Consider the following 25,976-nt stretch of genomic DNA (forward strand, 5'->3'; position numbering starts at 1 on the left):
TGACGAGCGCAATGATCGGGCCGTGCAACGCGCCGCGCCCGCCCGTCGATGCCCTTCATGACGTGACTATGCGGTGGGGGTAGTGGTGGGTCTGTCCTTTCGGGCGCTTCGGGTTCTGCGCGGGGACTCCGCCGACCGGCGCGAGCTGGAGCGAGCGGCGATCATGCCGAGCATGCTCCACGGCCCCGAGATCCCCGACGACGCGTCGGTGCACCAGGTGCTCGACCTCGCCCTGCGCATCGGCGAACTGCAGATGGCCAGCGGGGCGGGCGCCGCCGACGTCACCTCGACGATGCTCGCGGTCACCGGCGCGCTCGGCATGCCCAGCTGCGAGGTCGACGTGATCTTCACGTCGATCACCATCTGCTGCCACCGGGGCTACACCGCCGCCCCGGTCACCGCGACCCGCGTGGTCCGCTCGCGCAGCATGGACTACACCCGCCTCGCCGGGGTGGAGCGGCTGGTCCGCCGGATCACCAGGGGTGAGCTGACCACCGAGCAGGCCAGGGTGGTGCTGGACGAGCTCAGCTCCGCGCCGCACCCGTACCCGCGCTGGGCGGCCACCCTCGCCTGGTCCGGGATGGCGGCCGCGGTGGCGGTGCTGCTCGGCGGCGGGCTGCTGCTGACCGCGATCGCCGCGCTGACCACCGCGGTGATCGACCGGATCGGGCGGCTGGTCAACCGGATCGCGCTGCCGTTCTTCTTCCAGCAGGTGATCGGCGGCGCCCTGGCCACCGGGATCGCGCTGGGGGTGAACGCGCTGCAGGACAGCCTCGGCGCGGTGCGGCCCTCGCTGGTGATCGCGGCGGGCATCGTGGTGCTGCTGTCCGGGCTGTCGCTGGTCGGCGCCGTGCAGGACGCGATCACCGGCTACAACGTCACCGCGGCCGGGCGGGCCATGGAGATCACCCTGATGACCGTGGGGCTGATCATCGGCGTGGTGCTGGTGCTCAAGCTCGGCGTGGCCATCGGCTCCCCGCTCACCGTGGGCGAGCCGATCCCGCCGGTGCTCGCCCACCTGCCCGCCATGATCGCGGCGGGCGCGGCCACCTCGTTCTGCTTCGCGCTGGCCAGCTACGCCACCCTGCGCACGCTGTTCCTGGCCGGGCTCGCCGGGGCCGCGGGCATGGCCAGCTACGGCGCGCTGGTGCTGCTGGGCGTCGACGTGATCATCGCCTCCGCGGGCGCCGCCGCGCTCGTCGGTTTCACCGGCGGCGTGGTCTCCCGGCGGCTGAAGGTGACGCCGCTGGCCATCGCGGTCTCCGGCATCACCCCGCTGCTGCCCGGCCTCACCACCTACCAGGCGCTGTTCAAGCTGACCGTGGAGCAGGACGTGCCCGGCGGGATGCAGGCGCTGTTCCTGGCGCTGGGCATCGGGCTGGCGCTGGCCGCGGGCGTGGTGCTCGGCGAGTACCTGGCGCAGCCGGTGCGCACCGGGCTGAGCAGGCTGGAGCGCAAGCTCGCCGGTCCGCGCTTCAGCGGTCCCCTGCGGTAGGCCCGTCGCGGGGAGTGACCCGGCGGAGCTGCCCGGACGTGGCCAGCTAGCCTTGACGGGCTCTAGCACCTGACCAAGGAGAAGCACTCCCGTGATGCGCACGCACGAGGCCGGAAGTCTCCGCGCCGAGCATGCAGGCCAGACCGTCACCCTCACCGGCTGGGTGGCGCGGCGTCGCGATCACGGCGGGGTGATCTTCATCGATCTGCGGGACGCCTCGGGCGTCGTGCAGGTGGTCTTCCGCGAGGGCGAGATGGCGACGCGCGCGCACCGGCTGCGCGCCGAGTTCTGCCTGCGGATCGTCGGCACCGTCGAGGTCCGCCCCGAGGGCAACGAGAACACCGAGATCCCCACCGGCGCCATCGAGATCACCACCAGCGACCTGGAGGTGCTCAGCGAGTCCGCGCCGCTGCCCTTCCCGCTCGACGACCACGTCGAGGCGGGCGAGGAGGTCCGGCTGCGGCACCGCTACCTGGACCTGCGCCGCTCCGGCCCGGCCCGCGCGCTGCGGATGCGCAGCGAGGTCAACCGCATCGCCAGAAACGTGTTGCACGACAACAAGTTCGTGGAGATCGAGACCCCGACGCTGACCCGCTCCACCCCCGAGGGCGCGCGCGACTTCCTGGTGCCCGCGCGGTTGCAGCCCGGCTCCTGGTACGCGCTGCCCCAGTCGCCGCAGCTGTTCAAGCAGCTGCTGATGGTCGGCGGCATGGAGCGGTACTACCAGATCGCCCGCTGCTACCGGGACGAGGACTTCCGCGCCGACCGGCAGCCGGAGTTCACCCAGCTCGACATCGAGATGAGCTTCGTCGACCAGGACGACGTCATCGCGCTGGGCGAGAGCGTGATCTCCGCGCTGTGGAAGGAGCTCGCCGACCACGAGATCCCGCTGCCCGTCCCGCGGATCAGCTACGCCGACGCCATGGCGCGCTACGGCAGCGACAAGCCGGACCTGCGCTTCGACGTCGAGCTCACCGAGCTGACCGAGTACTTCGCCGACACCCCGTTCCGGGTCTTCCAGGCGCCCTACGTCGGCTGCGTGGTCATGCCGGGCGGCGCGAGCCAGCCGCGCAAGAAGCTGGACGCGTGGCAGGAGTGGGCCAAGCAGCGCGGCGCCAAGGGCCTGGCCTACGTGCTGGTGACCGAGGACGGCACGCTCGGCGGCCCGATCGCCAAGAACCTCAGCGAGGCCGAGCGCGAGGGCCTTGCCAAGGCCGCTGGCGCCTCCGCCGGTGACTGCATCTTCTTCGCAGCCGGTCAGCCCGGCGACGCCCGCGCCCTGCTCGGCGCGGCCCGGGTGGAGATCGCGCACCGCTGCGGCCTGATCGACCCGGACGCGTGGGCCTTCGCCTGGGTGGTGGACTTCCCGCTGTTCGAGTCCGCCGCCGACAGCGACGACGTCGCGGTGGGCTCCGGCAAGTGGACCGCGCTGCACCACGCGTTCACCTCGCCGACCCCGGACTGCATCGACACCTTCGAGCAGGACCCGGGCGCGGCCAAGGCCTACGCCTACGACATGGTCTGCAACGGCAACGAGATCGGTGGCGGCTCGATTCGTATCCACCGCGCCGACGTGCAGAAGCGCGTGTTCGAGGTGATGGGCCTGACCGAGGAGGAGTCGCAGGAGAAGTTCGGCTTCCTGCTCGACGCCTTCAAGTACGGCGCGCCCCCGCACGGCGGCATCGCCTACGGCTGGGACCGCATCTGCATGCTGCTGGCCGGGGCCGACTCGCTGCGCGACGTCATCGCCTTCCCCAAGTCCGGTGGCGGTTTCGACCCGCTGACCTCCGCGCCCGCGCCGATCACGGCGTTGCAGCGCAAGGAGGCGGGGGTGGACTTCAAGCCCAAGCCCGTCGAGGCCAAGGAGGGCGCGGGCGGCTGACCCGTGCTCCATCTCCGGATCGTCTGCCCGCCGGAGCGCACCGAGGCCGTCCTCGGTGTGCTCCGCGCGGAGCAGGGCGCGACCCACCTGGTGTTGTTGCCCGGTGCCGGGCTGGACCCGGCCGGCGACGTCGTCGAGGCCGACGTGGCGCGGGAGGCCGCCGACGACGTGCTCGCCCAGCTGTGCGCGTTGCGGCTCGACCACGACGGCGCGATCACGATGGAGACCATCGACACCGCGCTGTCGGACGCCGCCGACCGCGCGGAGGCCCGAGCACCCGGTGACGGGGCGGACGCGGTGGTGTGGGACGAGCTGATCTCCCGCTCCGGTGAGGAGTCCCGGCTCAACGTCACCTTCCAGTCCTTCATGGTCATCGCGTGCCTGCTGGCCGCGGTCGGCGTGGTCACCGACTCGCCGGTCACGATCGTCGGCGCGATGGTCGTCGGCCCCGAGTTCGGCCCGCTCGCCGCGGTCGCGGTGGGCCTGGTCCGTCGGCGGTGGGATCTCGTCCGCAGGGCCGCGCTCGCCGTCGGCGTGGGTTTCCCGCTCGCCATGCTGGTGACCGCGGGCGCCTCGGCGTTGGGCGAAATGGGTGGATTGTTCGACCGTGAAGTGTTCAATGGCGCCAAGCACCAGGTGGATTTCGTCTACCAGGTGGGACCGTTCTCGTTGATCGTCGCGCTGCTGGCGGGCGCGGCCGGGATGCTCGCTCTGACGTCGGCGAAGTCCGCCGCGCTGGTCGGGGTGTTCATCTCGGTCACCACCGTGCCCGCCGCGGGGTACGCGGCGGTCGCCGCCGTCCTCGGCAACTGGGACAAGGCGTTGTCGTCCACGGCGCAGCTCGCGGTCAACCTCGTGGGCATCGTGGTCGCGGCGACGCTGGTGTTGTGGTTTCGGTACAGGCAGAGCAGGTCCGGCCAGGGCGGCGAGCACCGTCGCCCGCTGGCAGCCGGGTGATCATCGGAACGTCGTCACCTCGTCACCCGTTGCCCGAGTGACGAGACGATGCGGAAACGTCATCCTTGAGATGTTTGGGTAGCGATCCCAGGAGGTATCACCGTGGCCGTGTCGCTCGACGGTGGTGCGCGTTTGCCGGAGTGTAACCAGATCATGTCGGAACGTACTGAGTGGCAGGGGTAGGTTCGGTGACGATGAGCGTGGACATCACCACCGGCCTGGCGGCCGCGCACGATGTCGCGGACACCGAGGCGGCGACCACGGTGGCCGCGGCCGAGTCGGTGCTGAGCCGCCGCTTCGGCGCGCCCGTCCGGCTCGACGCCGACGAGGACCTCGGGGGCAGCGACCGGTCGGTCGTGCTCCGGGTGCGCGTCGCGGAGACGCCGTTCTCGCTGCCGAGAACCATGGTGGTCAAGCACTACCGGGAGCACGACCGCGAGCGGGCCGGGTCCACCAGACCCGATCCCTTCGCGCACGAGGCCGCGAGCAGTCAACTGTTCACCGCGCTGTCCGCGCCGGAGCGGGTCAGCCCCGAGCTGATGGCGCACGGCGTGGCCGAGCGCGTCCTCGTCATGGAGGACCTCGGCCGCGCGCCGACGCTGGCGGACAAGCTGCTCGCCGACGACCCGCGCGCCGCGGAGAGCTCGCTGCTGGCCTGGGCCCGCGCGCTGGGCAGGCTGCACGCCACCACGGCGGGCCGCGAAGCGGACTTCGACGCCTTGATGCGGCGCCTTGGCGAACGTTCGTGGAAGGACCCGATCGCCCAGGAGGCGCGGGTCGCCTTCGCCGAGCTGCCAGAGCTGCTGGCCGAAGCCCTTGGGGTGCAACGGAACCCGGACGCCGAGGCGCACGCGAGCGGCACCGCCCACCTGTTGGAGGGCACCCGGTACCGGGCGTTCAGCCCCTCGGACGTGTGCCCGGACAACAACCTGGTCACCAGCAAGGGCGTGCGGTTCCTGGACTTCGAGTGGGGCTGCATGCGCGACATCGCGCTGGACGCGGCCTACCTGCGGGTGCCGTTCCCGTCCTGCTGGTGCTCGTTCTCGCTGCCGCCCGGCATGACCGAGGCGATGCTGGCGGCGTGGCGCGCCGAGGTCAGCGTGGTGTGGCCGGACCTGGACAACGACGCGGTGCTGCTGCCGAGGCTGCTGGACGCCCAGGTGCTGTGGGTGTGGCTGTCCACGTGGTGGCTGCTGCCGCGCACCACCGAGCAGGACCGTCCGATCGACCCGAACATGATCTCGCCGTGCCGCAGCGCCGCGCTCGCCGACCGGTGGCGCCGCCTGCACATCGACGCGGTGGCCTGCGGCCGGATCGCGGTCGCCGAGCACGCCAAGTCGGTGTCGGAGGCGATCGTGGCGCGCTTCGGCGCGGAGGCCGAGCGGCTGCCGCTGTACCCCGCTTTCCGCTAGATTTCCGCCGGGCTGCCGTCGATCACCTCGGAGCAGGTGATCGACGTCGCGGTGCGCGACGGGCTGGAGGGCTGGCCGGTCCGCCGCCGAGGTGGGGGGTGGCGGGAGTGGTTCGGCGCGCCGCACCACCCCGGCACCGCCAGGCGGGTCGTCGTCCTCGGGCCGGTGCGGGAGATCATCGACGAGGCTGTCGAGGTGCCACGCGCTGTCGGGTTCGGTGACGATCTACAGCTGTCCGGCCGCCACCGATGGGGACGTCATCTACGGCCGCGGCCCACGGCCTGATCGTCGGCGGGCTCCAGGACGGCTACGACAACCAGGTTGGCGAAGGGGCGCTCCGGCAGCGCATCGCCATCGCGGGGGTGCGCCTCTCCGACGCGCCCGTTGCCGTGCTGGCCGAGGTGACCGCGTTCACCGATCCGGAGGCGAGGCGGCCTACCAGGACGCCGTCGCCAGGCTGACGCGGGGCATCGACTGTCCACAGTGGTCGGTGTGAACCAGGTCCTGGTGATCGACGGCAGCGCAGCGTGGCACGCACGAGGAGCTGATGGCGCGGCCGGGCCGTTACCCCGAGATGGGGCGGCGCAGCTCCGCGACCGCGACTGGCAGGTCCTCGTGGGGGCTGGCCGGATCGGTGTCTTCCCGGTCTTCTCGTCTCGTCACCCCGCCGATGCGGCTTCGCCTCCGGGCCTCGCGCCGCCCACGTGGGCTCCGGTCAGGTCCCACGTCCGGACTGGCAGGGCCCCTCGGAGCGCGTGCCGATCAGTGCACCGCCGTGCGAGGGTGGCTTTCGCCCGCGCCGGGGACCCCCCGATTCCAGGATCGGGGACCGCGTGGAGGGGCGGCAAGCCCGGGAGCGGGGGTGGGCGGAGTTCCACTCAGGCGGCAGATCAGGTCCGCGCGATGGCGCTGGCGTGGTTAGGGTGCTCGGCATGGCTCTGCTCGATCGCGTGTTGCTGGGACCCGGTCCGTCCAACCCGTACCCGGAGGCGACGCTCGCCTTGGGCGCGCCGTTGCTGGGGCACCTGGATCCCGAGTTCCTGAGGGTGCTCGACGAGACCTGCGCGCGGCTGCGCACGGTCTGGGGCACGGCGAACCGGCGGACGCTGCCGCTGTCGGGAACCGGGTCCATCGGCATGGAGGCCGCTTTCGCCAACACCGTCCGCAGGGGCGACGTCGCGGTGATCGCGGTCAACGGCCTGTTCGGTGAGCGGATGTGCGATGTCGCCGGGCGCTACGGCGCCGAGGTCGTGCGGGTGGACCACGAGTGGGGGCAGCCCGTCGACGTGCAGCGGGTTCTCGACGCGCACCCGTCGCCGCGCCTGGTCGCCGCCGTGCACGCGGAGACCTCGACCGGCGTGCGCAGTGACATCGGGGCGCTGGCCGCCGCGGTCCGCGCTCGGGACGAGCGCGTGCTGGTGATCGCCGACTGCGTGACCTCGCTCGCCGGGTCGCCCGTGCTGGTCGACGAGTGGGGAGTGGACATCGCCTACTCCGGGACGCAGAAGTGCGTCGGCGTCGCCCCCGGGCTCGCGCCGTTCACCGTCTCCGAGCGGGCGTGGGCGCGGCGGGTTCCGCACCCGCCGACCTGGTACCTCGACCTCGGCCTGATCGGGGACTACGTCAGCGGGGGCGCGGGTGGTGGCCGGACCTACCACCACACCGCGCCGGTGGCGATGATCGCCTCGCTGCACGCCGGGCTCGGCCGCGTGCTGGAGGAGGGGCTGCCCGAGGTCTTCGAGCGGCACCGCCTCGTCGGAACAGCACTTCAGGACGGCCTTGAGGACATGGGCCTCAAGCTGTTCGCCGCCGAGGGACACCGGCTGCCCCAGCTGACCTCGGTCTGGGTGCCCGACGGCGTGGACTCCGCCGCGGTGCGCAAGCGCCTGCTGGAGGAGTTCGGCGTCGAGATCGGCGCGGGGGCCAAGGAGTTCGCCGCGACCGTGTGGCGGATCGGGCTCATGGGCCACAACGCCCGCATGGACCGGGTCGAGCTGCTGCTCGGGGCATTGCGCAAGGTGCTCTAGCAGGTGAAGACGAGCTCGTCGGAGTAGCGCGGTCCAGCGTCGGTGTCGCCGAGGTAGAACCGCGTGGCCACGCTGCGCTCACCGAGGTCGAACACCGAGCGCCACAGGGTTCTGATCGGGTAGTGCGGGTCGGTGTCCGGGGCGTAGGAGACGTCGTCGAGCGCCGCACGCACTCCCGGTCCGGACATGGCGGCCTTGGTGCTGTGGCTGAGCTTGCGGTAGCGCTCGTAGGTCCGCATCGTCTCGGCGTTGTCGGCCGGCAGGTCCTCCGGGTCGGGATGCCGGTTCAGCAGGTGGTTGGTGACGCACAGCGCGCCGCCGTCGCCGGCGGTGATGTGCTCGTCGCCGCCCGCGCCGCGCTCCCACACGAAGCAGTCCCCGCTCGCGTCGGCGACCAGGTAGTGCAGCGGGGTGCCCAGGTCGTACTGCTTGGCGTCCAGCAGCGCCGCCTTGGCCTCGGCCACCGTGGCGCAGGTGTCCAGGAGGAAGCGCGGCAGCTGGATGCTGGAGAGCCCGACCTGCGGTCCCGCCGCGACCGGCTCGCCGGCGTTCTCCGCGTCGGCGATCAGCAGCACCACGGCGAGCCCGTGCTCGTTCACGCCGTCCATGCACCCGTCCAGGGTGTCCATGGTGATCACGGTGGTTGCCGGGCCGGTGGTGGGCCTGCTGCGCACCACGTACGGCCGGGAGGCCATCGGCGGCTGACCGCCCTTCGCCTCGCCGCCGCTCAGCAACGCGAACAGGTCGGCCGCGCTGGTGGTGAAGAAGTCGTAGTTGCGCCCGAGCAGCCCCCGTCGCTCCTCGGTGAGGCCCGGCGGGCAGTACGTGGCTGAGCAGCCGGAGCCGCCAGGCACACCGGTCAGACCGTCCACATAGTACTCATCGGCCTCGAAGTCCAGTCCCAGCGCGGAAGCCGCGCCGCGCATCCGCTCGTGGTGCTGCGGCCAGTTCCGCTCGAACCACAGCCGCCGCGCTCGCGCCTTCTCCCGGTCCGCGGGCTCCGGGCGCCAGCCGTACGCCCGTGCCGCCTCCCGCGCGAGCACGCGGCCGATCTCCACCTGGTCGCCGTCGACGGTCAGCTCGCGGACGACCATGAAGTCCGCGTCGCTGCCCGCGACGGTCTCGTTGCGCACACCCATCTCAGTTCTCCTTGCTGTTTCGCCACATCGGCCGGATCGAGGGCCCGTCGGGCAACGTGATCACTTCTCCGGTCAGCCGGAACCCGTGGCGCTCGTACAGCGGAACGTTCCGCGCCGAGCTGGCCTCCAGGTACACCGGCACGCCTTCGGCGTCGGCCCGCCCCAGCCGCTCCGCGAGCAGCCTGCTGCCGAGCCCTTGGCCCTGCTTTCCTTGAGCCACACCGAGAAACGCCAGGTACAGGTGGTCTTCTCCGGTGGGGTGGCTGCGCGTCAACGCTTCCACGAGCACCCGCAGCCGCTCCGGCAGCTCGACCTCCGGCCCCGGCGTGCTCACTCCGCCAGCCTCGACCGGAAGCCAGACCGCGGCGGCCCCCTCGTCGAGCACCGCCAGCTCTCCCGCGGCGGCCGACTCCTCAGCCAGGGGGGCGAACACGAACGCCGCGGAGCTCCGCCGTGCCTGCTCCGGGCCGGGGAACAGCCACCGCACGACCGGATCCTCGACGAAGGCATCGCAGAGGATCCCGGTCGCGTTCTGCGTACGCTGTATCGACGTCATGGGGCAACTGTGCGGAAGCGGGTCGAGAAAGTGCAACGAAACCACGGTGTTCAGTGGCAAAGTCCCAGGTCGACCAGGCAAGGTGTACTAGTACACTCGCCGAGTGACCCCGCCGTACCGGCGCATCGCCGCCGAGATCAGGAGCCGCATCGAGGCCGGTGAGCTGCGCCCCGGCGACCGCGTTCCGTCGACCAGGGCGGTGACGCGCGAGTGGGGCGTTGCCATGGCCACCGCCGCCAAGGCGCTCGACCTGCTCAGGCAGGAGGGCCTGGTCGAGGCACATCCGGGCGCGGGAACCGTTGTGCGCGCGACGAGTCCGAAGCCGCGCCGGTCACCGCCCGCGGACCAGACGCTGACCCGGTTCCGCATCACCACGACCGCCATCCGCGTCGCCGACGCCGAGGGGCTCGACGCGGTGTCCATGCGCAGGCTCGCCGCCGAGTTGGCGGTCGGCCCGATGTCGCTGTACCGGCACATCGCGGGCAAGGACGAGCTCGTGCACCTGATGCTGCGCCAGGTCTTCCGCACCCGTCCGCTGCCCGACCCGCCGCCGCCGACGTGGCGGGAGCGCCTCAGCGCCGTGTGCCGGTTGCAGTGGTCGCTCTACCGCGCGCACCCGTGGCTGGCGGAGCTGATCTCCGTGACCCGCCCGCTGCTCATCCCCGAGGCGATGATCCACACCGAGTGGACGCTCCAGGCGTTGCGGGGCCTGGGTCTGTCGTCGGAGGAGCAGAACCGCGAAGCGTTGACGCTGCCCGCTTTCGTGCGCGGTCTCGCCCTGTCCCGCGCGGCGGAGCTGACCGCCGTCCGGGAGAGCGGCCTGACCTCGGCCCAGTGGTGGCTGGCCCAGCAGGCGGAGGTGCACGCCCTGTTCGCCTCCGGCAGGTTCCCCTGCCTGGCGGCGATGCGCGGTGTCCCCGGTGACAACCTGGACGTGCTGTTCGAGCACGCCCTGACGCGTCACCTGTCCGGAATCGAGTCCAGGCTCCGCGCGCCGTAGTCGCCGATCCCCTTCTCCAGCAGGTCGAAGGCGTCGTCGATGACGCGCACCTGGCGGCGCCGGACCTCGGCGACCGGGACGCCGTCGAGCATCTGGTCCACGGCGACCTCGAAGATCGAGATGACCGTCGCGGCGACCTGCGCGGCGACCAGCCAGGTCCGCAGCGGATCGGCCGAGTCCGGGTCCAGCGCCTTGACCAGCGCCGCGCGGATCTCCGCGCCCTGCTCGTGCATCCGGCTCACCAGCGCCGGGCTGGCCCGCAGCACCCGCCAGAACACGATCACGCCCTCGAAGGCGCCGGAGAGCGGGTGGTTCGCGGCGAGCAGCTCCTGCTGCTGGCGCCGCAGCGCCGCCGCGACCGACTCCCCCGGCTGCCGCTGGGTGATGGCCCGCTCCAGGTCGGCGACGCGGTCGGCGTGCCGGTCCAGGAACAGGTCCTCCTTGCGGGGGAAGTAGTTGAACACCGTCATCTTGGAGACCTTGGCCGCCTCGGCGACCTCCGCGACCGTGACGTTGTCGAAGCCCCGCGCCATGAACAGCCCGGTCGCCACGTCGGAGATGTGCTTGCGAGTCTCCTGCTTCTTCAGCTCGCGCAACCCTTGCTTGGTCATGGGAAAATCTTATACCGGACATTAAGATTGACTCGGTATAACTTTTGCCGTCAGGATCGGGCCCATGAGCTACGACGTGGTGGTGTCCGGAGCCGGGCCGGTCGGCCTGATGCTGGCCTGCGAGCTGCGGCTGGCCGGGGTGCGCGTGCTGGTGCTGGAGCGGCTGACCGAGATCGACCCGACCATCAAGGCGGGCGCGATCAACCTGGCCAGCGGCGGCGCGTTCCACCGGCGCGGCCTGCTCGGCGAGCTCCAGGAGCGGCACCGCGCCCGGCTCGCCGGGGCCATGCCGCACCTGGCGCGGATGCCGTCGAGCCGGATCGCCGGCCACTTCGCCGGGATCATGCTCTCAATGGACGTGGCCGACCTCGACGAGCCCGCCTTCGAGTCGACCGCGCCGCTGGCCGGGGCGGCCGTGGTGGCGCAGCAGGCGATCGAGGAGATCCTGGGGCAGCGCGCGGCGGAGCTCGGTGCCGACGTGCGGCGCGGGGTCGAGGTGACCGGGTTCGACGCCGACGACGATGGGGTGACCGTGCGCTTCGCGGGAGAGCGCGTGCGCGCGAGCTGGCTGGTCGGCTGCGACGGCGGCCGCAGCACCGTGCGCAAGCAGTGCGGGTTCGACTTCCCGGGAACCGACCCGGCTGTCACCGGGCGGCAGGCGATGGTGGAGATGTCCGGGGCCGAGGAGCTCAAGCCCGGGTGGAACCGCACTGGCACTGGCATCTACGTGCACGGACCGATTCCCGGGCGGGTGCTCACCGTGGAGTACGACGGGCCGCCTGCCGACCGGGACGCGCCGATCACCGCCGCCGAGATCGAGGGCAGCCTGCGCCGCACCTCCGGCGTCGACGTCACCGTCCACAGTGTCCAGACGGCGACCCGGTTCACCGACAACGCCAGGCAGGTGAGCACCTACCGGCGCGGTCGGGTGCTGCTCGCGGGCGACGCGGCGCACGTGCACTCGCCGTTCGGCGGGCAGGGGCTCAACCTCGGCATCGGCGACGCGATGAACCTCGGGTGGAAGCTCGCCGCGACGGTCAACGGCTGGGCTCCCGAGGGGCTGCTCGACACCTACACCACCGAGCGCCACCCGATCGGCGCCTGGGTGCTGGAGTGGACTCGGGCGCAGATCGCCTTGATGCGCAACGACTTCCGCACCAATGCGCTCGCCGGGGTGATGGCCGACCTGCTGGCCACCCGGGACGGCACGACGTACCTGCTGAAGAAGCTCTCCGGTGTCCTGCACCGCTATGACCTCGGCGACGGGCACGAGCTGCTGGGCCTCGCCGTGCCGGACCTCGGCCTCAGCGACGACAGCACCGTCGCGGCGCACGGCGTGGACGGGAAGGCGGTGGTGTTCGACCTCGCCGACTCGGCGGAACTCCGAGCTGTGGCAGGGGAATGGGGTGACCGGGTGCGCGTCGTGACGGCGAAGGCCGTGCGCCGTCCGGAGCTCACCGGGCTCTTCGTGCGGCCGGACGGCCATGTCGCGTGGGCGTCGTCGGACGGTGCGCCCGACGGGCTGAGGGAGGCGCTGTCCTCCTGGCTGGGGACACCGCCTCCCTCCCGGCCTCACGCGGTGCTGACCTCCTCGACGCGCTGAGTGCCGTTGCGGACCCGGAAGGACTTCGCGTGGTGCGCGGCGCTGTCCGGGTCGGTGCGGTCGGCCAGGAAGTACCAGTCCATCCGCACCGCCGACGGCGTCACGTCCAGCACGGCCGCTCCGTGCGAGTCGTACTCGACCCACTTGATGTGCCGGTTGAGCCCGCACAACGCCTTCTCCGCGACCACGGCGGCGGTGCGCGGCGGCACGTGGAGGACGTCGTCGATGTTGTCGGAGGTGACCGACGGGCACACCAGCTCGGTGGCCAGCGAAGGGCTCACCGGGTAGAGCCCGGCGTCGGCGGGGACGTCGCACGCCCACGACGAGTGCACGTCGCCGGTGAGGAACACGGTGTTGGTGACCTTGTTCTGCGCCAAGGCTTTCAGCACCTTGCGGCGGTCGGCGGTGTAGCCGTCCCACTGGTCGGTGAACACCGTCCCGCCCTCCGAGGGCAGCCCCAGCAGCGACAGCAGCGGCCCCAGGATGGTCGACGGCAGCGGCGGGATGAGCGTCGGCGTGATCATGACCGGGTTGCCGACCAGCTTCCACCGCGCCGTCGAGGAGACCAGGCCGTCGACCAGCCAGGTCAGCTGCTCCGCGCCCGCCACAGACCGGTTCGGGTCGTCAACCTCACCGGATAACACCTTCACCTGCTTGGACCGGTGGGAACGCAGGTCCAACATGGCGAGGTCGACGAGGTTGCCGAAGCGCAGCCTGCGGTAGAGCCGGTCGCCGGTGTTGCGGACGGGCATCCACTCGAAGTACGCGCGGCGGGCGGCGGCGCGGCGGGTCGCCCAGTCGCCCTCGGTCTTCGGGTCGTGGTTGCCCGCTCCGCCGGACCAGGTGTCGTTGGCGACCTCGTGGTCGTCCCACGTGATCACCCACGGCGCCGCGGCGTGCAACCGGCGCAGGTGCGGGTCGGTCTTGTACTGGGCGTGCCGCTGCCGGTAGTCCGCCAGGGTGAGCGCCTCGCGTGGCGGGACGTGCGGGCGGACGGCGTAGCCGACCGGGAACTCGCCGGGCCCGTACTCGTAGAGGTAGTCGCCGAGGTGCACGACCAGGTCCAGGTCGCCGCGCTCGGCGAGGTGGCGGTAGGCGGCGAAGTGCCCCGCCTGCCAGTTGGCGCAGGACACCACGCCGAAGCGCAGGTGGCTCACGTCCGCGTTCGCCGTGGGCGCGGTCCTGGTGGTCCCGGCGTCGGAAACGGCTCCGTTGAGCGAGAACCGGTAGTGGTAGGTGCTCGCCGGGGACAATCCGGTCGCGTCGACCTTGACCGTGTGGTCGCGCCCCGGCCCGGTCGCGACCGTGCCACTGGTGACCACCTGGGCGAACGCCGCGTCCGTCGCGACCTCCCAGCGCACGTTGACGTCGGGTCCGGCCCCGGAGCCGGGTAACGACTCCGGGGTCGGGGTCACGCGGGTCCACAACAGCACCGTGGTGGGCAACGGGTCACCCGAGGCCACGCCGTGCTGGAAGACCTCGTGGGCGGTGCGCGTGGCGGTGGCGGTCGCGGGCAGCGCGGTGAGGGTGGCCGTGCCGACCGCGGCGCCCGTCGCGCGCAGCAGGGTCCGCCGATCCAGAGGAAGATTCATGTTTCTGACCCTGGGGCAACCGTGCCGCGAGCGGAAGCCCGCCGATCAGTTATTCGTCAGCTGTTCGCGTCGGCTCTCCCGCGAGTGGTGGTCCCACCCGCGATGTGGTCAGCCGAGCCGTACCGGTTCGCGCGTCACCAACGCGGTCAGCTCCTGCCGCGCGGCGTTCGGCTTGCTGCGCCGCATCCCCGCGTCCACGCACCGCCGCACCACCTGCGGCTGCTCCCGCCACAGCCGGAAACCCCGGCGCAGCAGCACCGGGACCGGCTTGCGCGCCTCGGAGACGTCGCGCACGAACCGCCGTGCGGCGGTCAGCGACGCCGACGGCGTCAGCACGAGCGCGTCGGCGAGCACCCCGGCCTCGCGGCAGCTGTCGACGACCCGGTCGGCGAACAGGCCCTCGGCGATGAACAGCGGCGAGTCCGCCACCGCCACGGTGCGCTCGCCGGAGCGGCAGTCGTTGCCGATGTCGTAGACCGGCGCCCGCACGCTGCCCGACTCGGCCAGCTCGGTGATCGCGGCGACCGCGCCATCGGCGTTCCACGCCCGCGGGTGGTCCCAGTCCACGGCCCCACCGGCGTCGCGGGGGAGCAGCGGGTCGCTGCCCTCGCGGTAGAAGTCGTCCAGCCGCAGCACGGGCCAGCCCAGATGGGCGGCGAGGGTGGACTTCCCGGAGCCGGACGGACCGGCCAGCAACACGACGCGCGCGCGAAGGGAGGGTGAGGACACGGGGAACAAGTCTCGCATGTCGCCGAGGTCTCTGGGTACCGCCGTCCCGGCTGCTCCCCGGCGGGCGGTGTCAGGGGTGACGGGTAGCGTCGCACGCGTGGACGACGCACTCTTCGACGGCGGACTCTTCGGTCAGGAGGTGGCCGAGAAGGCCGAGGAACAGATCGCCGCGAACGCGCCCCTCGCCGTGCGGATGCGGCCGAGGTCGCTGGACGAGGTGGTGGGGCAGCAGCACCTGCTCGGGCCGGGGGCACCGCTGCGCAGGCTGGTCGAGGGCGCCGCTCCCGCGTCGGTGTTGCTCTACGGCCCGCCCGGCACCGGCAAGACCACGCTGGCGACCCTGGTCTCCCGCGCCACCGGACGGCGGTTCGTCGCGCTCTCCGCGTTGTCGGCGGGGGTGAAGGAGGTGCGGGCGGTCATCGAGGAGGCCCGTCGCCGCCTCGGCCGGGCCGCCGAGTCCACGGTGCTGTTCATCGACGAGGTGCACCGGTTCTCCAAGACGCAACAGGACGCGCTGCTCGGCGCGGTGGAGGACCGGGTCGTGCTGCTCGTCGCCGCCACAACGGAGAACCCGTTCTTCTCGGTGGTCTCCCCGTTGCTCTCCCGGTCGCTCGTGCTCCAGCTGCGGTCGCTGACCGACGACGACGTGCGGGCCGTCGTGCGCAGGGCGGTCGAGGACGAGCGCGGTCTCGGCGGGTCGCCCGTCCTCGCGAAGGACGCGGAGGACCACCTGGTGCGGCTCGCGGCCGGGGACGCCCGGCGGGCGCTGACCGCGCTGGAGGCCGCTGCGGAGTCCGCCAGCTCCACCGGCTCGGCCGAGATCGACCTCGCCACGCTGGAGTCCACTGTGGACAAGGCGGCGGTGCGCTACGACCGCGACGGCGACCAGCACTACGACGTGATCAGCGCGTTCATCAAGTCCATCCGCGGCTCCGATCCCGACGCCGCGCTGCACTACCTGGCGCGGATGATCGAGGCGGGCGAGGACCCGCGCTTCATCGCCCGCCGCCTCGTGGTGCACGCCAGCGAGGACATCGGCATGGCCGACCCCACCGCGTTGCAGGCGGCCGTCGCCGCGGCGCAGGCGGTGCAGCTGATCGGGCTGCCGGAGGGGCGGTTGGCCCTGGCCCAAGCGACGATCCACCTCGCGACCGCCCCGAAGTCCAACGCGGTGATAGCGGGCATCGACGAAGCGTTGCGCGACGTCCGCAAGGGCGCGGTCGGCCCGGTCCCACCGCACCTGCGCGACGGGCACTACAAGGGCGCGGAACGCTTGGGCCACGCGCAGGACTACCGCTACCCGCACGACGCGCCCGGTGGGGTGCTGGCGCAGCAGTACGCCCCCGACGAGCTCGTCGGCAAGGACTACTACAACCCCACCAACCACGGGGCCGAGCGCGTGCTCGCCGACCGGCTGCCCAAGCTGCGGCGGATGACCCGCGAAGGCTGAGCGCGAGGGCGGTCAGGTCATCGCGGAGCACTCGCGGTAGCCGAGCGCGCGGGTCGGCCCCGCCAGGAACAGCCCGAACCGCTCGCCGGTCGGCGCGAGCGCCCGCACGGCCGTGCACACCAGCTGCTGCACCGCCTCCTCGGGCAGCCCGACCACCGGGATCGGCACGGTCAGGGTCGTGCCGTTCAGGGTGGCCTTGCCCGAGGTGAACGGCAGCTTGGTCACCAGGCCCGCCGACCGCTCGGCCTCGGTCGGCCCGCCCAGCAGCAGCTCCACCGCCTGGGCGGGCCCGAGCGGCTGACCGGTCGCCCGGCTCGCGGGCTGCAGCTGCTCGCCGGAGAGGAAGTACAGCACCGCGCCCTCCCCGTTGGCGGGCAGGATCGGCGCCGGACCCGCGCGGACGATGTCCGTCGGCCGTACCCCGCACCCGGCGAGGAGGGCGAGCAGGAGCAGCACCGCCGCGCGCCTCATGCCAGCACCCCCGGCAGCCGCAGCAGGAACCGCGCGCCGCCGCCCGGCTGGTTGCCCGCCTCCAGCGTCCCGCCGTGCAGCCGCGCGTTCTCCGTCGCGATGGCCAGGCCGAGCCCGCTGCCCTCCGAGCGCGCCCGCGACGAGTCCGCCTTGTAGAAGCGGTCGAACACGTGCGGCAGCACCGACTCCGGCAGCCCGTCGCCGCCGTCGGTCACCTCGATCACCACGCCCGCGTCCTCCTGCCACAGCCGCATGGTGACCGGGGGAGCGCCGTGCCGCAGGGCGTTGCCGACCAGGTTGGCCAGCACGATGTCCAGCCGCCTGCGGTCCAGCCGCGCGACCAGCCCCTCCGGCAGCTCGGCCGCCACCTCCTCCTGCCAGCCGCGCGCGGCGAGGGTGTCCCGGACCGCCGTGGCCACGTCCCACTCGTCGAGCTCCAGGTCGGCGCGGCCCGCGTCGAAGCGCGAGATCTCCATCAGGTCCTGGACCAGGCGGGAGAGCTTGCGCGTCTCCCCGGCGACCAGCCGCGCGGCCACCGCGGAGTCCGGCGGCATCCGGTCGGTCTCCTGCTCCAGGATCTCGATCACCGCCGTCATCGCCGTCAGCGGCGTGCGCAGCTCGTGCGAGACGTCGGCGACGAAGCGCCGCGCGTCCGCCTCCATCCTGCGCAGCTCACCGACGTTGTGCTGCAACCGCGCCGCCGAGGAGTTGAAGGTGCTCGCCAGGTTGGCCAGCTCGTCGCCGCCGCGCACCCGCAACCGCGTGGTGAGCTGCCCGTCGGCGAGCTGCCGCGCGGCGACGTTGAGCTCCCGCACCGGACGCAGCACGCTGCGCGCGGCGAGCAACGCGATCACCACCGCGACCAGCAACGCGACCCCGCCGGTGGTCCACGCCCAGTGCGCCAGCTCGGAGATGTCGGCCTGCGAGCGCGCCAGGTCGAACTGCGCGTAGACCTCCAGACCGGTCGGTTCGACGGCGCCGACGCTGTTCTGGGTGCGCACGGTCATCCCGACCATCAGGAACGGCGCGGACTCGAACCACATGCCCCGCTGGAACAGCACGCGGTCGCTGTTGTGCACCGCGGTGCGGAACTCCTCGGGCAGCTCCTCCGTCGGCGGCCCGGACGTGGAGCGCAGGTCCCGGTAGAACACCGCGACGTAGCCGGTCAGCCTGCGCTGGAAGGCGTCAAGGTCGCGTTGGGTCGGCGGCAGCGGCACGGTCGCCGCGAACGTGCTGACCTGCGTGCGCAGCGTGTCCATCGCCCGGTCCTGCACGCCCTGGAGGATGGTGGTGCGCGCCGACAGGTAGCTCGCGCCGGTGGTTGCGATCACCGCGCCCAGCGCGACCACCGCGAAGGCGGCCACCAACCGCGGCCGCAGCCCGAACGACCAGCGCCTGCCCACCGCCGCCTACATCCGGTCGAACCGGTAGCCGAAGCCGCGCACCGTGCGCACGTGCCGCGGGCTGCTCGGATCGTCCTCGATCTTGGACCGCAACCGCTGCACGCACGCGTCGACCAGCCGCGAGTCGCCGAGGTAGTCGTGGTCCCACACCGCGCTCAGCAGCTGCTGGCGGGAGAGCACCCGGCCCGGCGTCCTGGTCAGCTCCAGCAGCAGCTTCAGCTCGGTCGGGGTGAGCGGCACCTGACGGCCGCCCTTGGTCACCACCAGCCCCGTGCGGTCCACCACCAGGTCGCCGAAGCGCTCGTCGCTGCTGTGCTGCTCGCTGGCGGCCCTGCGCAGCACCGCGCGGATCCTGGCGTCGAGCACCCTGGGCTCCACCGGTTTGACCACGTAGTCGTCCGCGCCCGCCTCCAACCCGGCGACCACGTCGAAGTCGTCGCTGCGCGCGGTGAGCATGATGATCGGCAGGTCGCCGTCGGCGCGGATCCTGCGGCAGGTCTCGAAGCCGTCGATGCCCGGCAGCATCAGGTCGACCACCACCAGGTCCGGGCGCTGCTCCCGGAGGAAGGCCAAGCCCTGCTCCCCGCTGTCGGCCACGTGCACGTCGTGCCCCTGCCTGCGCAGGGAGAGCTGGAGGGCCTCGCGGACGGCACGGTCGTCTTCCACCACCAGGACCATCGCCACTCAGCTGATTATCCCGGTTCGGCGCACCGGGCGTCGTGGCACCCCGTCTGTTGCAGAACCATGACAAACCCGGGACGGGACTCGGACACCGCGCCCGGACGATCGGACCCATGGCCACCAGCGACGAAGCACCGAGGAGAACCTGGCCGCTTCCCGTCGCGGGCGCTCTCGGCAGTGTGATCGCCCTCGGCGTGACCTACCTCGCGTACGTGCACACCGAAACCGGCCAGCGCGCGGAGAACGGCGCCGTGCACCAGGCCCAGACCGCGGGCGTCGCCGACCCCGCGTTCTCCGCCCTGCTCAAGGGCGGTGCCGGAACCGTCCTGCTCGCCTCGGTCGCCGTGCTCGCGCTCGTCGTGGGCGTGGTCCGGGCCCGTCTCGCCGGAGCGCTCGCCGTCCTCGGCGTGATCGGCGGCTCGGTCGGGCTGACCGAGCTGCTCAAGGTCTCCGTGCTCGACCGCCCCGACCTCTACGACACCTCGGTCGCCGGGCACAACAGCTTCCCCAGCGGCCACGTGACCGCCGCGATGTCGGTGCTGGTGGCGTTCGCGCTGGTCAGCCCGCGCAAGGTGCGCCCGCTGGTGCTCGGCGGCGGGTCGGTGGCGGTCGCCGCGGTCGCCATCGCCACGGTCGCGCTCGGCTGGCACCGGCTCAGTGACACCCTCGGTGGCTGCCTCGTGCCCGCCGTGCTCGGCTGCCTCGTCGCGACCTGGCTGGGCCGCACCCGCGCCCACCCGCACCCGGCCTGGTTCGTCGCCGCGCTGGTGGTGCCCTCGATCGTGCCGATCGCCGGCCGCCTCGCGCTGGGCTCGGCGACCTCCTTCGCGGAGCGGCTGGACACCTCGATCATGCTCGCCGGGGCCGGCGCGCCGGCCGTGGCGATCGCGCTGGTCGCCCTCCTGCACGGAGTGGACCTCGCGAAAGCGGTGAATGCCACACCGGCGGAGCGGGAGGAGAGCGAACCGCGAGGTCGTCACCACCTCGGTGACCGGTGGATCACTGGTCGTCACAGCATGGACGCCAGTGGTGCCTGACCGTTCGGCTAGTGTGGAGTTGTTGCGCGCCAACGGTCTTGCGCGTCCTGATCATCCCAGAGGAGAACAGCCCACATGCGAACAACGCTGACCTTGTTGGTCACGCTTCTCATCGCGGTGGGCGCGCTGTTCTACATCGGGCCGACGACACCGGTTCCGGGTGTGGCCTACGTCGAGCTGGTCAACGTCACCGGGGACGACACGGGCCCGACGTGCCCGCTGGACCAGCGCTACGTCGACGAGGCCCCGCGCGGCCTGCGCGACGACGTCCTCGCCGCCTGGAACACGTTGAAGGCCAAGGCGGCCGCGGAGGGCGTCTCGATGTGCCTCAACGACGGCAAGCGCAGCAGCCAGCAGCAGCAGGCGGAGTTCGACGGCGCGGTCCGCCGCTTCGGCTCGGCGGAGCAGGCCAGCAAGTACGTGCTCACGCCGGAGGCGTCCAACCACGTCAAGGGCATCGCCGCGGACATCCAGCCGCTGGCCTCGGCGTCGTGGGTGGAGCGCGGCAACGGCAAGTTCGGCTGGTGCAGGCGCTACCAGAACGAGCCGTGGCACTTCGAGTACGACCCGTCCTACGTCAACGGCTGCCCGCCGATGTTGCCCAACGCGCTCGCCTCGCGGTGATCGTTCTGGCTACGCCGTGCCGCTGTTCGGGCTAAGTTCTGCTGCCATGAACACCGTCCACATCGCCGCCAGCGAGGACTACCGGCGTGCCCGCGCCGAGCTGCTGGCCGCCGAGGAGGAGCTGCGCGCCGCGGCCGCCAGGGTCACCGCGCTGCGCGCCACGCTCCCGCCCGGCCCGGAGGTCGACGCCTCCTCCCCGCTGACCACCGCGGGCGGCAAACCGATCACCCTGGACGACGTCTTCGGGGACCACCGCACGCTCGTCGGCTTCCACCTGCCCTTCGACGCCGACCACGACGAGCCGGAGGAGGCGGGCGCCCGCGCCGTGGACGCGCTCGACGTCCAGGTGCCGTGGCTGCGCGACCGCACCGCGCTCGCGGTGTTCGCCCCGGCCCCGCCGCACCGCCTCGCCCAGCTGGCCGACCACCGCGGCTGGCGGTGGATCGTCCCGATCTCCACCCAGCCGGGCGAGCTCTCCGACCGCCTCGGCATCCGCGGGGACGACGGGCTCGACGCCGCGGTCACGGTCTTCGTCCGCGAGGGGGCGGTGACCCGCGTCCACTGGCACGGCCCCGCCGAGCTCACCGCGCCGCTGCTGGATCTCCTGCCTGGGGACTGACCCGCCGGGGACGCGGCACGTGCTGCGTGTGCCGCGTCGTCCCGGTGGTGTTCATGATCCGGTCGAGCAGGAGCATCAGGGTCTGTCGAAGCATCTGCGTCGGCGAGATCTTCTCCGCGTCGACGAGGCCGGGCACAGGACGACAGCGCACGCGGCCGCGTCAGCTCCCCGAACGGGTTGACATCGCAACAATCGCCTCTGTCGAATGGCATGTGTTCACATTCTCGCAATGACGTGAAGGTCAATGCGGCAAGGCGTGAGGTCAAGCACGCGCCCCGGCCCGTCAAGCGTGCGAACTGCATCAAGGGCGCCAGTATGAATTCTCTTCAGAAGAGTGAGTGTGCTCGGTCGTCAATCGCGGACGTGGCACGTGAAAGCAATCACAATCAATCGTGGTCGGGTATCCCTGACCCCTACTGTCATTGCTCTCGCTTTATCCATAATTCGCTCTGAGGAGAATTGTGAATAGTATTTCCCGCATTGGTGTGGTCGGAGCCGCGCTGGCGGCGGTGGCCGCCGGTGTCGCGGCCCCGGGCATCGCCGAAGCGAGCGCTGATGCCTGCAAGAACTCGATCAGCCTCGCGTCGCTGACGGCATCGAACTCGGGCAAGCGGCTGTCCGTCACGGCGAACTGGAACCAGTGCTGGTCCGGTACGACCTACATCCAGTTCTGGGTGAGCCGCGGCGACGACAACGTCGGCGGTGACCACCTCGGCCCCGGCAACGTGAAGGCTGGACGTCACTCGAAGAAAGTGAACTTCGACGGGAACTGCAAGCCGGGGACCTACCACGTCTGGGTCGGGCTGTACAAGAACAACACCGACCTCGGAACGCCCAAGGCCGAGGCCACCAGCAACAAGATCAAGCTCACGTGCTGAACCGGTGTGGCGCCCGATTCCGGGCTGAAGGCTGAGACCCGAGCTCGGAAGCGGTAGCCACCGGCGCGCCTGGTAGTTCGCACCTGTGTTCGCCCCCGCCGAGTGGCACCGTCACTCGGCGGGGGCTGACCGTCACCAGCCGTCGGTGGGCGGGACCGCCACCACGGAGTGCATCGGGTTCGGGACCGTGCCCTTGGGGTGGATGGCGTGCCGGTACGACAGCTCCGCGTAGCCCGTCTGCAGCAGCCGGTCACCGTTGAGCGGGTAGCGCGCGAAGGTCGGCCCGAGCAGGTCGCCCGCGTCCATCCGGTCCGCCACGTCGGGGAACCGCCTGCGGTAGGCCTCGACCTCGCCGCGCACGATGCCCCACAGGCGCTCCTCCGGGAGGCCGTGGTGCTCCGCCAGGAGCGTCGACAGCGGGCGGAAGACGCCCACCAGCAGCGCGTCCACCAGGTACTGCCGCAGGATGCGCCAGGGCTTGCGGGGCAGCACGCGGTCGTGCGAGTCCGGCTCCGGGCCGCGCTCGGCCACCGACTCCACCGACACGTTCACGTCGTCGATCAGGTCCTTGAGCACCGCCCGCGTCGGCAGGCCGTCCGCCCCGCTGACGATCAGCACGTTCTCGCCGTGCGGGTTCACCGTGATCCCGTAGCGGTAGAGCACGTGCAGCAGCGGCCGCAGCAGCACCCGTGCCAGCGCCGCGAACCACGCCTCGGCGTCGCCGCCGGAGCGGGCGATGTACTCGCTCACCAACGGGCGGCCCGTCGGATCGACGTGCAGCAGGGCGGCCAGCGACCAGGACCGCTCGTCCGCGCCCACGACGGGATCGACCGGCTCACGCCAGATGCAGCCCAGGGTCTCCAGCCAGGTGTACGGCGCTCCATCCACTGTGGACAGATGGGGGTGCCGGACGGTGACCGAGGCGACCTCGCCCAGCATCACCGTGCCCCACTCGGCCAGCAGCTTGTCGGAGCTCCACAGCCCACGCAGCCACTGGGTGACCACCGGTGCCGCCAACGTGCAGTGCGGAGGGATGCCGCGCCACACGGCGGTGTTGAGGATGCGCAGGGGGAGCTTGACCTGCAACCGGTTCGGACTGTCCACATTGCACATCGTCCGGATGGACTGGGTCGGCCGGTAGTGGTCGGCCGCCTCGCCGAGCACCACGATGCGGTCGGTGGCCAGCTCCGGCGCCCACAGTGTGCGGAGCACGTGGTCCAGCTGCCACGGGTGCACCGGCAGCCACACGTAGGCGTCGGGGTCGAGGCCGCGGTCGGTGATCACCTTGGCGAACTCCGCGCGGGTGTGCTCGTCGAGCTCCTGCTCCAGCACGACGTGCTCGGAAAGCCTTGGCGTGCCGCGGAACTCGGCGAGCCCGCGGTGCACGGCGATCCACGGGAGCCGGATGCGCTTGCGGGCCTCCGGAGCGTAGACGGCCTGGTCCGCCGCGGAGAAGCCGACACGGCCCTTGTTCGCCACCAGCCACGGGTGGCCGGTGAGGTGGCCGTCCAGTTCCGCGTGCCCGAGGTCGGCCAGCTCCGCCGAGGGCACCGCTGTGCGCGTCATCGCCACGTCGGCGGTCAGCGTCGAGGTGACCTCGTTGAGGTAGTTGGCCAAAGTGGACGGATGGATGCCGACACCCGGAGCCGCGTCGGTGAAGAACTGCTGGACGTCCTCGGCCCGTTGGGCGATGTCGTCGCCGAGGATGCCCGACGCGGCCCTGGTGATCGAGGCCGGGTCGACCCGCCAGCCGCCGAACGCGGCCCGCTTCGCGGTGAAGACGTAACGGGCACCGGGGAAGCGCAGTTCGTGGGACTCGGGGGCCTCCAGCGCGACCGGCTCCAGGATGCCCTCGAAGGACAGCTCGCCGATCGCCTTGGCCAGCAGCGCGGTCGAGCACTGCCGCCACAGTTCGCGGTCGCTGGTCACGCGGTGCCTCCCGGAACGGCGAAGCTGGTGTACGCGGTGTTCTTGGGCAGCCGGTACAGCTCCCGCCCGCTCGCCGAGTTGAGGATCGTGGCGTTGCGGAACGCGCCGATGCCCAGGTCCGGCGCGGCGACACCGTGGCTGTGCAGGTCCGCGTTGGACACGTACACGCGGCCGGTGACCGCCGGGTCGAGCTCGATGGAGTGGTCGAGGGCGACCCGGTAGCGGCCCTTCTCGTCGCGCCGCACCAGCTCCTCCATCGGCCGCAGGAACGCGGGCTTGCGCTGCGCGTAGCCGGTCGCGGCGACCACCAGGTCGGTCACGTGCTCGAAGGTCCTGCCGGTGTCGCGGTGGCGGCAGGTCAGCACCGCGCGGCCGGAAGAGTCTACAGTGGACCCTTCGATCGCGACGCCGTTGCGCAGCTCCACGTCGGCCAGTCCTGGAACCAGGTCGCGCTGGTAGAGCACGTCGTGGATGGCCTCAAGGGTCTCGGTGGAGATGCCCTTGTAGTGCCGCCACTGCTCCGCCACCAGCTCGTCGCGCTTGGACTGCGGCAGGTCGTGGAAGTAGTGGATGTAGGCAGGAGTGGTCATCTCCAGCACGAGCTTGGTGTAGTCCAGCGGCGCGAAGGACACCGTTCTGGTCAGCCAGCTCACCGCGCCACCGCCGGAGGCGTTGCGGCGCAACAGGTCCAGCGCCACCTCGGCGCCGGACTGGCCCGAGCCGACCACCGTCACCCGGCCGGCCGCCTCGATGTCGGCGGTGCGGTGCAGGTAGTCGGCGGTGTGCAGCAGCTTCTCGCCGGGAAGCGCGGCGAGCGACTCCGGCACTCTCGGCTCGGTGCCGACGCCGAGCACGAGGTCCTTGGCCCGCATGGTCGACCGGCTGCCGTCCGCGTGCACCACGTGCACCGTGAACAAGCTCGCCGCCGCGTCCCACCGGACCGCCTCGACACGGTGCGACCAGCGCACCGACGGCAGCCTCGACGCGGCCCAGCGCAGGTAGTGCTCGTACTCCCGGCGCGTCGGGTGGAACTGCTCGCGCACGTAGAACGGGTACATGCGGTCGGTGTCGTGCAGGTAGGACAGGAACGACAGCGGGTGCGTCGGCGCGACCAGGCTCACCAGGTCTGCGAGGAAGCTCACCTGGAGCATGGCGTCGTCGAACATCAGGCCGGGGTGCCAGCGGAACTCCGTCCGCGACTCCAGCACCACCACGTCCAGCTCGTCCACAGTGGACGCCAATGCGGCGAGACCGAGGTTGAACGGTCCCGCGCCGATCGCGATGACGTCGTGTTTGCTCTCGACCTGCTCGGTCACGGCAAGTCCTCCTCGGTTCGTGGGTAGACAAGCAACGCGGCCGTCTTGTTGGGCAGGGTGACCTCACCCCGGTGGTGGAAACCCCCGCTGCGCAGTGCACGGATCGCGGGCACGTTGCGGACGTCGGGTTCGAGCACCACGCGGGTGCAGCTCTCGTCGGCGGCCAGCAAAGCCTTGGCCAGCAACGGCATCGTTGTGCTCGCGACGCCGCGTCCGGTCCACTTCGGGTCACCGATGGCCAGGTGCACGCCCACGTCGTGCGGGCGCGAGCCGTACGCCGCGGCGAGCTGGTCGCGGACCACGCGGTAGATCTCCACATACACCACCGGCTCGCCGTCCTTCAGCAGGAAGCACGGCCGCGAGTGGTCGCCGGAGAGCTGACCGGTCAGCTCCTCCCGCCACTTGTCCTTCGGCCAGTCCTGCTTCCAGAACCGCGACACGTGCGGCTCGTTCATCCAGCGGTGCACCAGGTCCAGGTCGTCCCCGTCCGGTGAGACCTGGCGCAGTGTCCAGTCGCCGGTGAGGACGGGAAGTATCGGAGCGGGGATCACGGGGCCACCACCTG

25 protein-coding genes are annotated in these 25,976 nt (G+C 71.8%); 13 read left to right on the plus strand and 12 right to left on the minus strand.

The window, feature by feature from the left end:
- The first annotated feature begins 85 nt into the window (after positions 1-85).
- From ACFFQA_RS03405 to ACFFQA_RS03420, 4 genes are all read left to right on the plus strand, one after another.
- Positions 86-1,495: a threonine/serine exporter family protein gene (locus ACFFQA_RS03405; protein ID WP_377850073.1), complete on the plus strand. Its 1,410-nt coding sequence runs from the start codon at positions 86-88 to the stop codon at positions 1,493-1,495.
- A 91-nt stretch (positions 1,496-1,586) separates the two neighbouring features.
- Positions 1,587-3,377: an aspartate--tRNA ligase gene (gene aspS / locus ACFFQA_RS03410; RefSeq protein WP_377850074.1), complete on the plus strand. Its 1,791-nt coding sequence runs from the start codon at positions 1,587-1,589 to the stop codon at positions 3,375-3,377.
- Positions 3,378-3,380: 3 nt separating this feature from the next.
- Positions 3,381-4,334, plus strand: a complete 954-nt coding sequence (locus ACFFQA_RS03415; RefSeq protein WP_377850075.1) for a DUF389 domain-containing protein — start codon at positions 3,381-3,383, stop codon at positions 4,332-4,334.
- A 194-nt stretch (positions 4,335-4,528) separates the two neighbouring features.
- Positions 4,529-5,746 carry a phosphotransferase family protein gene (locus ACFFQA_RS03420; RefSeq protein WP_377850076.1) on the plus strand — a complete coding sequence of 406 codons (1,218 nt, stop codon included), beginning with the start codon at positions 4,529-4,531 and terminating at the stop codon, positions 5,744-5,746.
- Here ACFFQA_RS03420 and ACFFQA_RS03425 read toward each other — a convergent pair.
- Positions 5,743-5,925 carry a hypothetical protein gene (locus ACFFQA_RS03425; RefSeq protein ID WP_377850077.1) on the minus strand — a complete coding sequence of 61 codons (183 nt, stop codon included), beginning with the start codon at positions 5,923-5,925 and terminating at the stop codon, positions 5,743-5,745. The genes ACFFQA_RS03420 and ACFFQA_RS03425 overlap by 4 nt on opposite strands.
- A 69-nt stretch (positions 5,926-5,994) precedes the next feature.
- Between ACFFQA_RS03425 and ACFFQA_RS03430 the strand changes: the two genes are divergently transcribed.
- Entirely contained in the window at positions 5,995-6,207 is a 213-nt protein-coding gene (locus ACFFQA_RS03430; protein ID WP_377850078.1) for a hypothetical protein, read from the plus strand.
- 471 nt (positions 6,208-6,678) lie between these two features.
- Positions 6,679-7,773, plus strand: coding sequence for a pyridoxal-phosphate-dependent aminotransferase family protein (locus tag ACFFQA_RS03435; protein WP_377850079.1), 1,095 nt, complete (start codon positions 6,679-6,681; stop codon positions 7,771-7,773).
- Here the strand turns inward: ACFFQA_RS03435 and ACFFQA_RS03440 are convergent.
- Both ACFFQA_RS03440 and ACFFQA_RS03445 read right to left on the minus strand, forming a co-directional pair.
- On the minus strand, positions 7,770-8,912 hold the full coding sequence (locus ACFFQA_RS03440; RefSeq protein ID WP_377850080.1) for a C45 family autoproteolytic acyltransferase/hydrolase: 1,143 nt from the start codon (positions 8,910-8,912) through the stop codon (positions 7,770-7,772). The genes ACFFQA_RS03435 and ACFFQA_RS03440 overlap by 4 nt on opposite strands.
- A 1-nt stretch (position 8,913) precedes the next feature.
- Positions 8,914-9,468: a GNAT family N-acetyltransferase gene (locus ACFFQA_RS03445; protein ID WP_377850081.1), complete on the minus strand. Its 555-nt coding sequence runs from the start codon at positions 9,466-9,468 to the stop codon at positions 8,914-8,916.
- 103 nt (positions 9,469-9,571) lie between these two features.
- On the opposite strand from ACFFQA_RS03445, the gene ACFFQA_RS03450 reads away from it, so the two are divergent.
- Positions 9,572-10,468 (plus strand): TetR/AcrR family transcriptional regulator C-terminal domain-containing protein, encoded by an 897-nt coding sequence (locus tag ACFFQA_RS03450; protein WP_377850082.1) that lies wholly within the window; start codon positions 9,572-9,574, stop codon positions 10,466-10,468.
- On the opposite strand, the gene ACFFQA_RS03455 is transcribed toward ACFFQA_RS03450, so the two are convergent.
- On the minus strand, positions 10,429-11,079 hold the full coding sequence (locus tag ACFFQA_RS03455) for a TetR/AcrR family transcriptional regulator (protein WP_377850083.1): 651 nt from the start codon (positions 11,077-11,079) through the stop codon (positions 10,429-10,431). The genes ACFFQA_RS03450 and ACFFQA_RS03455 overlap by 40 nt on opposite strands.
- Before the next feature lie 64 nt (positions 11,080-11,143).
- On the opposite strand from ACFFQA_RS03455, the gene ACFFQA_RS03460 reads away from it, so the two are divergent.
- Positions 11,144-12,682 carry an FAD-dependent monooxygenase gene (locus ACFFQA_RS03460; protein WP_377850084.1) on the plus strand — a complete coding sequence of 513 codons (1,539 nt, stop codon included), beginning with the start codon at positions 11,144-11,146 and terminating at the stop codon, positions 12,680-12,682.
- On the opposite strand, the gene ACFFQA_RS03465 is transcribed toward ACFFQA_RS03460, so the two are convergent.
- Both ACFFQA_RS03465 and ACFFQA_RS03470 read right to left on the minus strand, forming a co-directional pair.
- Entirely contained in the window at positions 12,652-14,274 is a 1,623-nt protein-coding gene (locus ACFFQA_RS03465; RefSeq protein WP_377850085.1) for an alkaline phosphatase D family protein, read from the minus strand. The two genes, ACFFQA_RS03460 and ACFFQA_RS03465, sit on opposite strands and share 31 nt — an antisense overlap.
- 108 nt (positions 14,275-14,382) lie before the next feature.
- A complete protein-coding gene (locus ACFFQA_RS03470) occupies positions 14,383-15,003 on the minus strand; it encodes a uridine kinase family protein (RefSeq protein ID WP_377850086.1) in 621 nt (206 codons plus the stop codon).
- 97 nt (positions 15,004-15,100) lie between these two features.
- Between ACFFQA_RS03470 and ACFFQA_RS03475 the strand changes: the two genes are divergently transcribed.
- The gene (locus ACFFQA_RS03475) at positions 15,101-16,453 is read left to right on the plus strand and encodes a replication-associated recombination protein A (RefSeq protein ID WP_377850087.1); all 1,353 of its coding nucleotides are present in this window, start codon (positions 15,101-15,103) and stop codon (positions 16,451-16,453) included.
- A 12-nt stretch (positions 16,454-16,465) separates the two neighbouring features.
- Here ACFFQA_RS03475 and ACFFQA_RS03480 read toward each other — a convergent pair whose 3' ends face one another.
- From ACFFQA_RS03480 to ACFFQA_RS03490, 3 genes are read right to left on the minus strand one after another with little or no spacing between them, the layout of a single operon-like run.
- Positions 16,466-16,924, minus strand: a complete 459-nt coding sequence (locus tag ACFFQA_RS03480) for a hypothetical protein (RefSeq protein ID WP_377850088.1) — start codon at positions 16,922-16,924, stop codon at positions 16,466-16,468.
- Positions 16,921-18,327, minus strand: a complete 1,407-nt coding sequence (locus ACFFQA_RS03485) for an ATP-binding protein (protein ID WP_377850089.1) — start codon at positions 18,325-18,327, stop codon at positions 16,921-16,923. The genes ACFFQA_RS03480 and ACFFQA_RS03485 overlap by 4 nt, the downstream gene beginning before the upstream one ends.
- Positions 18,328-18,333: 6 nt before the next feature.
- Positions 18,334-19,011, minus strand: coding sequence for a response regulator (locus ACFFQA_RS03490; protein ID WP_446681665.1), 678 nt, complete (start codon positions 19,009-19,011; stop codon positions 18,334-18,336).
- A gap of 110 nt (positions 19,012-19,121) precedes the next feature.
- Here ACFFQA_RS03490 and ACFFQA_RS03495 point away from each other — a divergent pair, with 110 nt between their 5' ends.
- The 4 genes from ACFFQA_RS03495 to ACFFQA_RS03510 all read left to right on the plus strand — a co-directional run bounded on the left by ACFFQA_RS03495 (position 19,122) and on the right by ACFFQA_RS03510 (position 22,166).
- Positions 19,122-20,045: a phosphatase PAP2 family protein gene (locus tag ACFFQA_RS03495; protein ID WP_377850090.1), complete on the plus strand. Its 924-nt coding sequence runs from the start codon at positions 19,122-19,124 to the stop codon at positions 20,043-20,045.
- A 75-nt stretch (positions 20,046-20,120) separates the two neighbouring features.
- Positions 20,121-20,669 (plus strand): D-alanyl-D-alanine carboxypeptidase family protein, encoded by a 549-nt coding sequence (locus tag ACFFQA_RS03500; RefSeq protein ID WP_377850091.1) that lies wholly within the window; start codon positions 20,121-20,123, stop codon positions 20,667-20,669.
- 46 nt (positions 20,670-20,715) lie between these two features.
- On the plus strand, positions 20,716-21,288 hold the full coding sequence (locus tag ACFFQA_RS03505) for a DUF899 family protein (RefSeq protein WP_377850092.1): 573 nt from the start codon (positions 20,716-20,718) through the stop codon (positions 21,286-21,288).
- Between the two features lie 461 nt (positions 21,289-21,749).
- Entirely contained in the window at positions 21,750-22,166 is a 417-nt protein-coding gene (locus ACFFQA_RS03510; protein WP_377850093.1) for a hypothetical protein, read from the plus strand.
- Between the two features lie 132 nt (positions 22,167-22,298).
- Here ACFFQA_RS03510 and ACFFQA_RS03515 read toward each other — a convergent pair whose 3' ends face one another.
- From ACFFQA_RS03515 to ACFFQA_RS03525, 3 genes are read right to left on the minus strand one after another with little or no spacing between them, the layout of a single operon-like run.
- Positions 22,299-24,095: an IucA/IucC family protein gene (locus ACFFQA_RS03515; protein WP_377850094.1), complete on the minus strand. Its 1,797-nt coding sequence runs from the start codon at positions 24,093-24,095 to the stop codon at positions 22,299-22,301.
- The gene (locus ACFFQA_RS03520; protein ID WP_377850095.1) at positions 24,092-25,411 is read right to left on the minus strand and encodes a lysine N(6)-hydroxylase/L-ornithine N(5)-oxygenase family protein; all 1,320 of its coding nucleotides are present in this window, start codon (positions 25,409-25,411) and stop codon (positions 24,092-24,094) included. The genes ACFFQA_RS03515 and ACFFQA_RS03520 overlap by 4 nt, the downstream gene beginning before the upstream one ends.
- On the minus strand, positions 25,408-25,962 hold the full coding sequence (locus ACFFQA_RS03525; protein WP_377850096.1) for a GNAT family N-acetyltransferase: 555 nt from the start codon (positions 25,960-25,962) through the stop codon (positions 25,408-25,410). The genes ACFFQA_RS03520 and ACFFQA_RS03525 overlap by 4 nt, the downstream gene beginning before the upstream one ends.
- Positions 25,963-25,976 lie beyond the last annotated feature (14 nt).

This window comes from Allokutzneria oryzae, from assembly GCF_042429765.1.
Classification (GTDB): Bacteria; Actinomycetota; Actinomycetes; order Mycobacteriales; family Pseudonocardiaceae; genus Allokutzneria; species Allokutzneria oryzae.

What these genes read in the sequence shown, in the direction of transcription:
- ACFFQA_RS03420 (WP_377850076.1), top strand. Translation starts at nt 4,529, where the DNA reads ATGAGCGTGGACATCACCACCGGCCTGGCGGCCGCGCACGATGTCGCG.
- ACFFQA_RS03425 (WP_377850077.1), bottom strand. Translation starts at nt 5,925, where the DNA reads ATGATCTCCCGCACCGGCCCGAGGACGACGACCCGCCTGGCGGTGCCG.
- ACFFQA_RS03430 (WP_377850078.1), top strand. Translation starts at nt 5,995, where the DNA reads ATGGGGACGTCATCTACGGCCGCGGCCCACGGCCTGATCGTCGGCGGG.
- ACFFQA_RS03435 (WP_377850079.1), top strand. Translation starts at nt 6,679, where the DNA reads ATGGCTCTGCTCGATCGCGTGTTGCTGGGACCCGGTCCGTCCAACCCG.
- ACFFQA_RS03440 (WP_377850080.1), bottom strand. Translation starts at nt 8,912, where the DNA reads ATGGGTGTGCGCAACGAGACCGTCGCGGGCAGCGACGCGGACTTCATG.
- ACFFQA_RS03445 (WP_377850081.1), bottom strand. Translation starts at nt 9,468, where the DNA reads ATGACGTCGATACAGCGTACGCAGAACGCGACCGGGATCCTCTGCGAT.
- ACFFQA_RS03455 (WP_377850083.1), bottom strand. Translation starts at nt 11,079, where the DNA reads ATGACCAAGCAAGGGTTGCGCGAGCTGAAGAAGCAGGAGACTCGCAAG.
- ACFFQA_RS03460 (WP_377850084.1), top strand. Translation starts at nt 11,144, where the DNA reads ATGAGCTACGACGTGGTGGTGTCCGGAGCCGGGCCGGTCGGCCTGATG.
- ACFFQA_RS03465 (WP_377850085.1), bottom strand. Translation starts at nt 14,274, where the DNA reads ATGAATCTTCCTCTGGATCGGCGGACCCTGCTGCGCGCGACGGGCGCC.
- ACFFQA_RS03480 (WP_377850088.1), bottom strand. Translation starts at nt 16,924, where the DNA reads ATGAGGCGCGCGGCGGTGCTGCTCCTGCTCGCCCTCCTCGCCGGGTGC.
- ACFFQA_RS03495 (WP_377850090.1), top strand. Translation starts at nt 19,122, where the DNA reads ATGGCCACCAGCGACGAAGCACCGAGGAGAACCTGGCCGCTTCCCGTC.
- ACFFQA_RS03500 (WP_377850091.1), top strand. Translation starts at nt 20,121, where the DNA reads ATGCGAACAACGCTGACCTTGTTGGTCACGCTTCTCATCGCGGTGGGC.
- ACFFQA_RS03505 (WP_377850092.1), top strand. Translation starts at nt 20,716, where the DNA reads ATGAACACCGTCCACATCGCCGCCAGCGAGGACTACCGGCGTGCCCGC.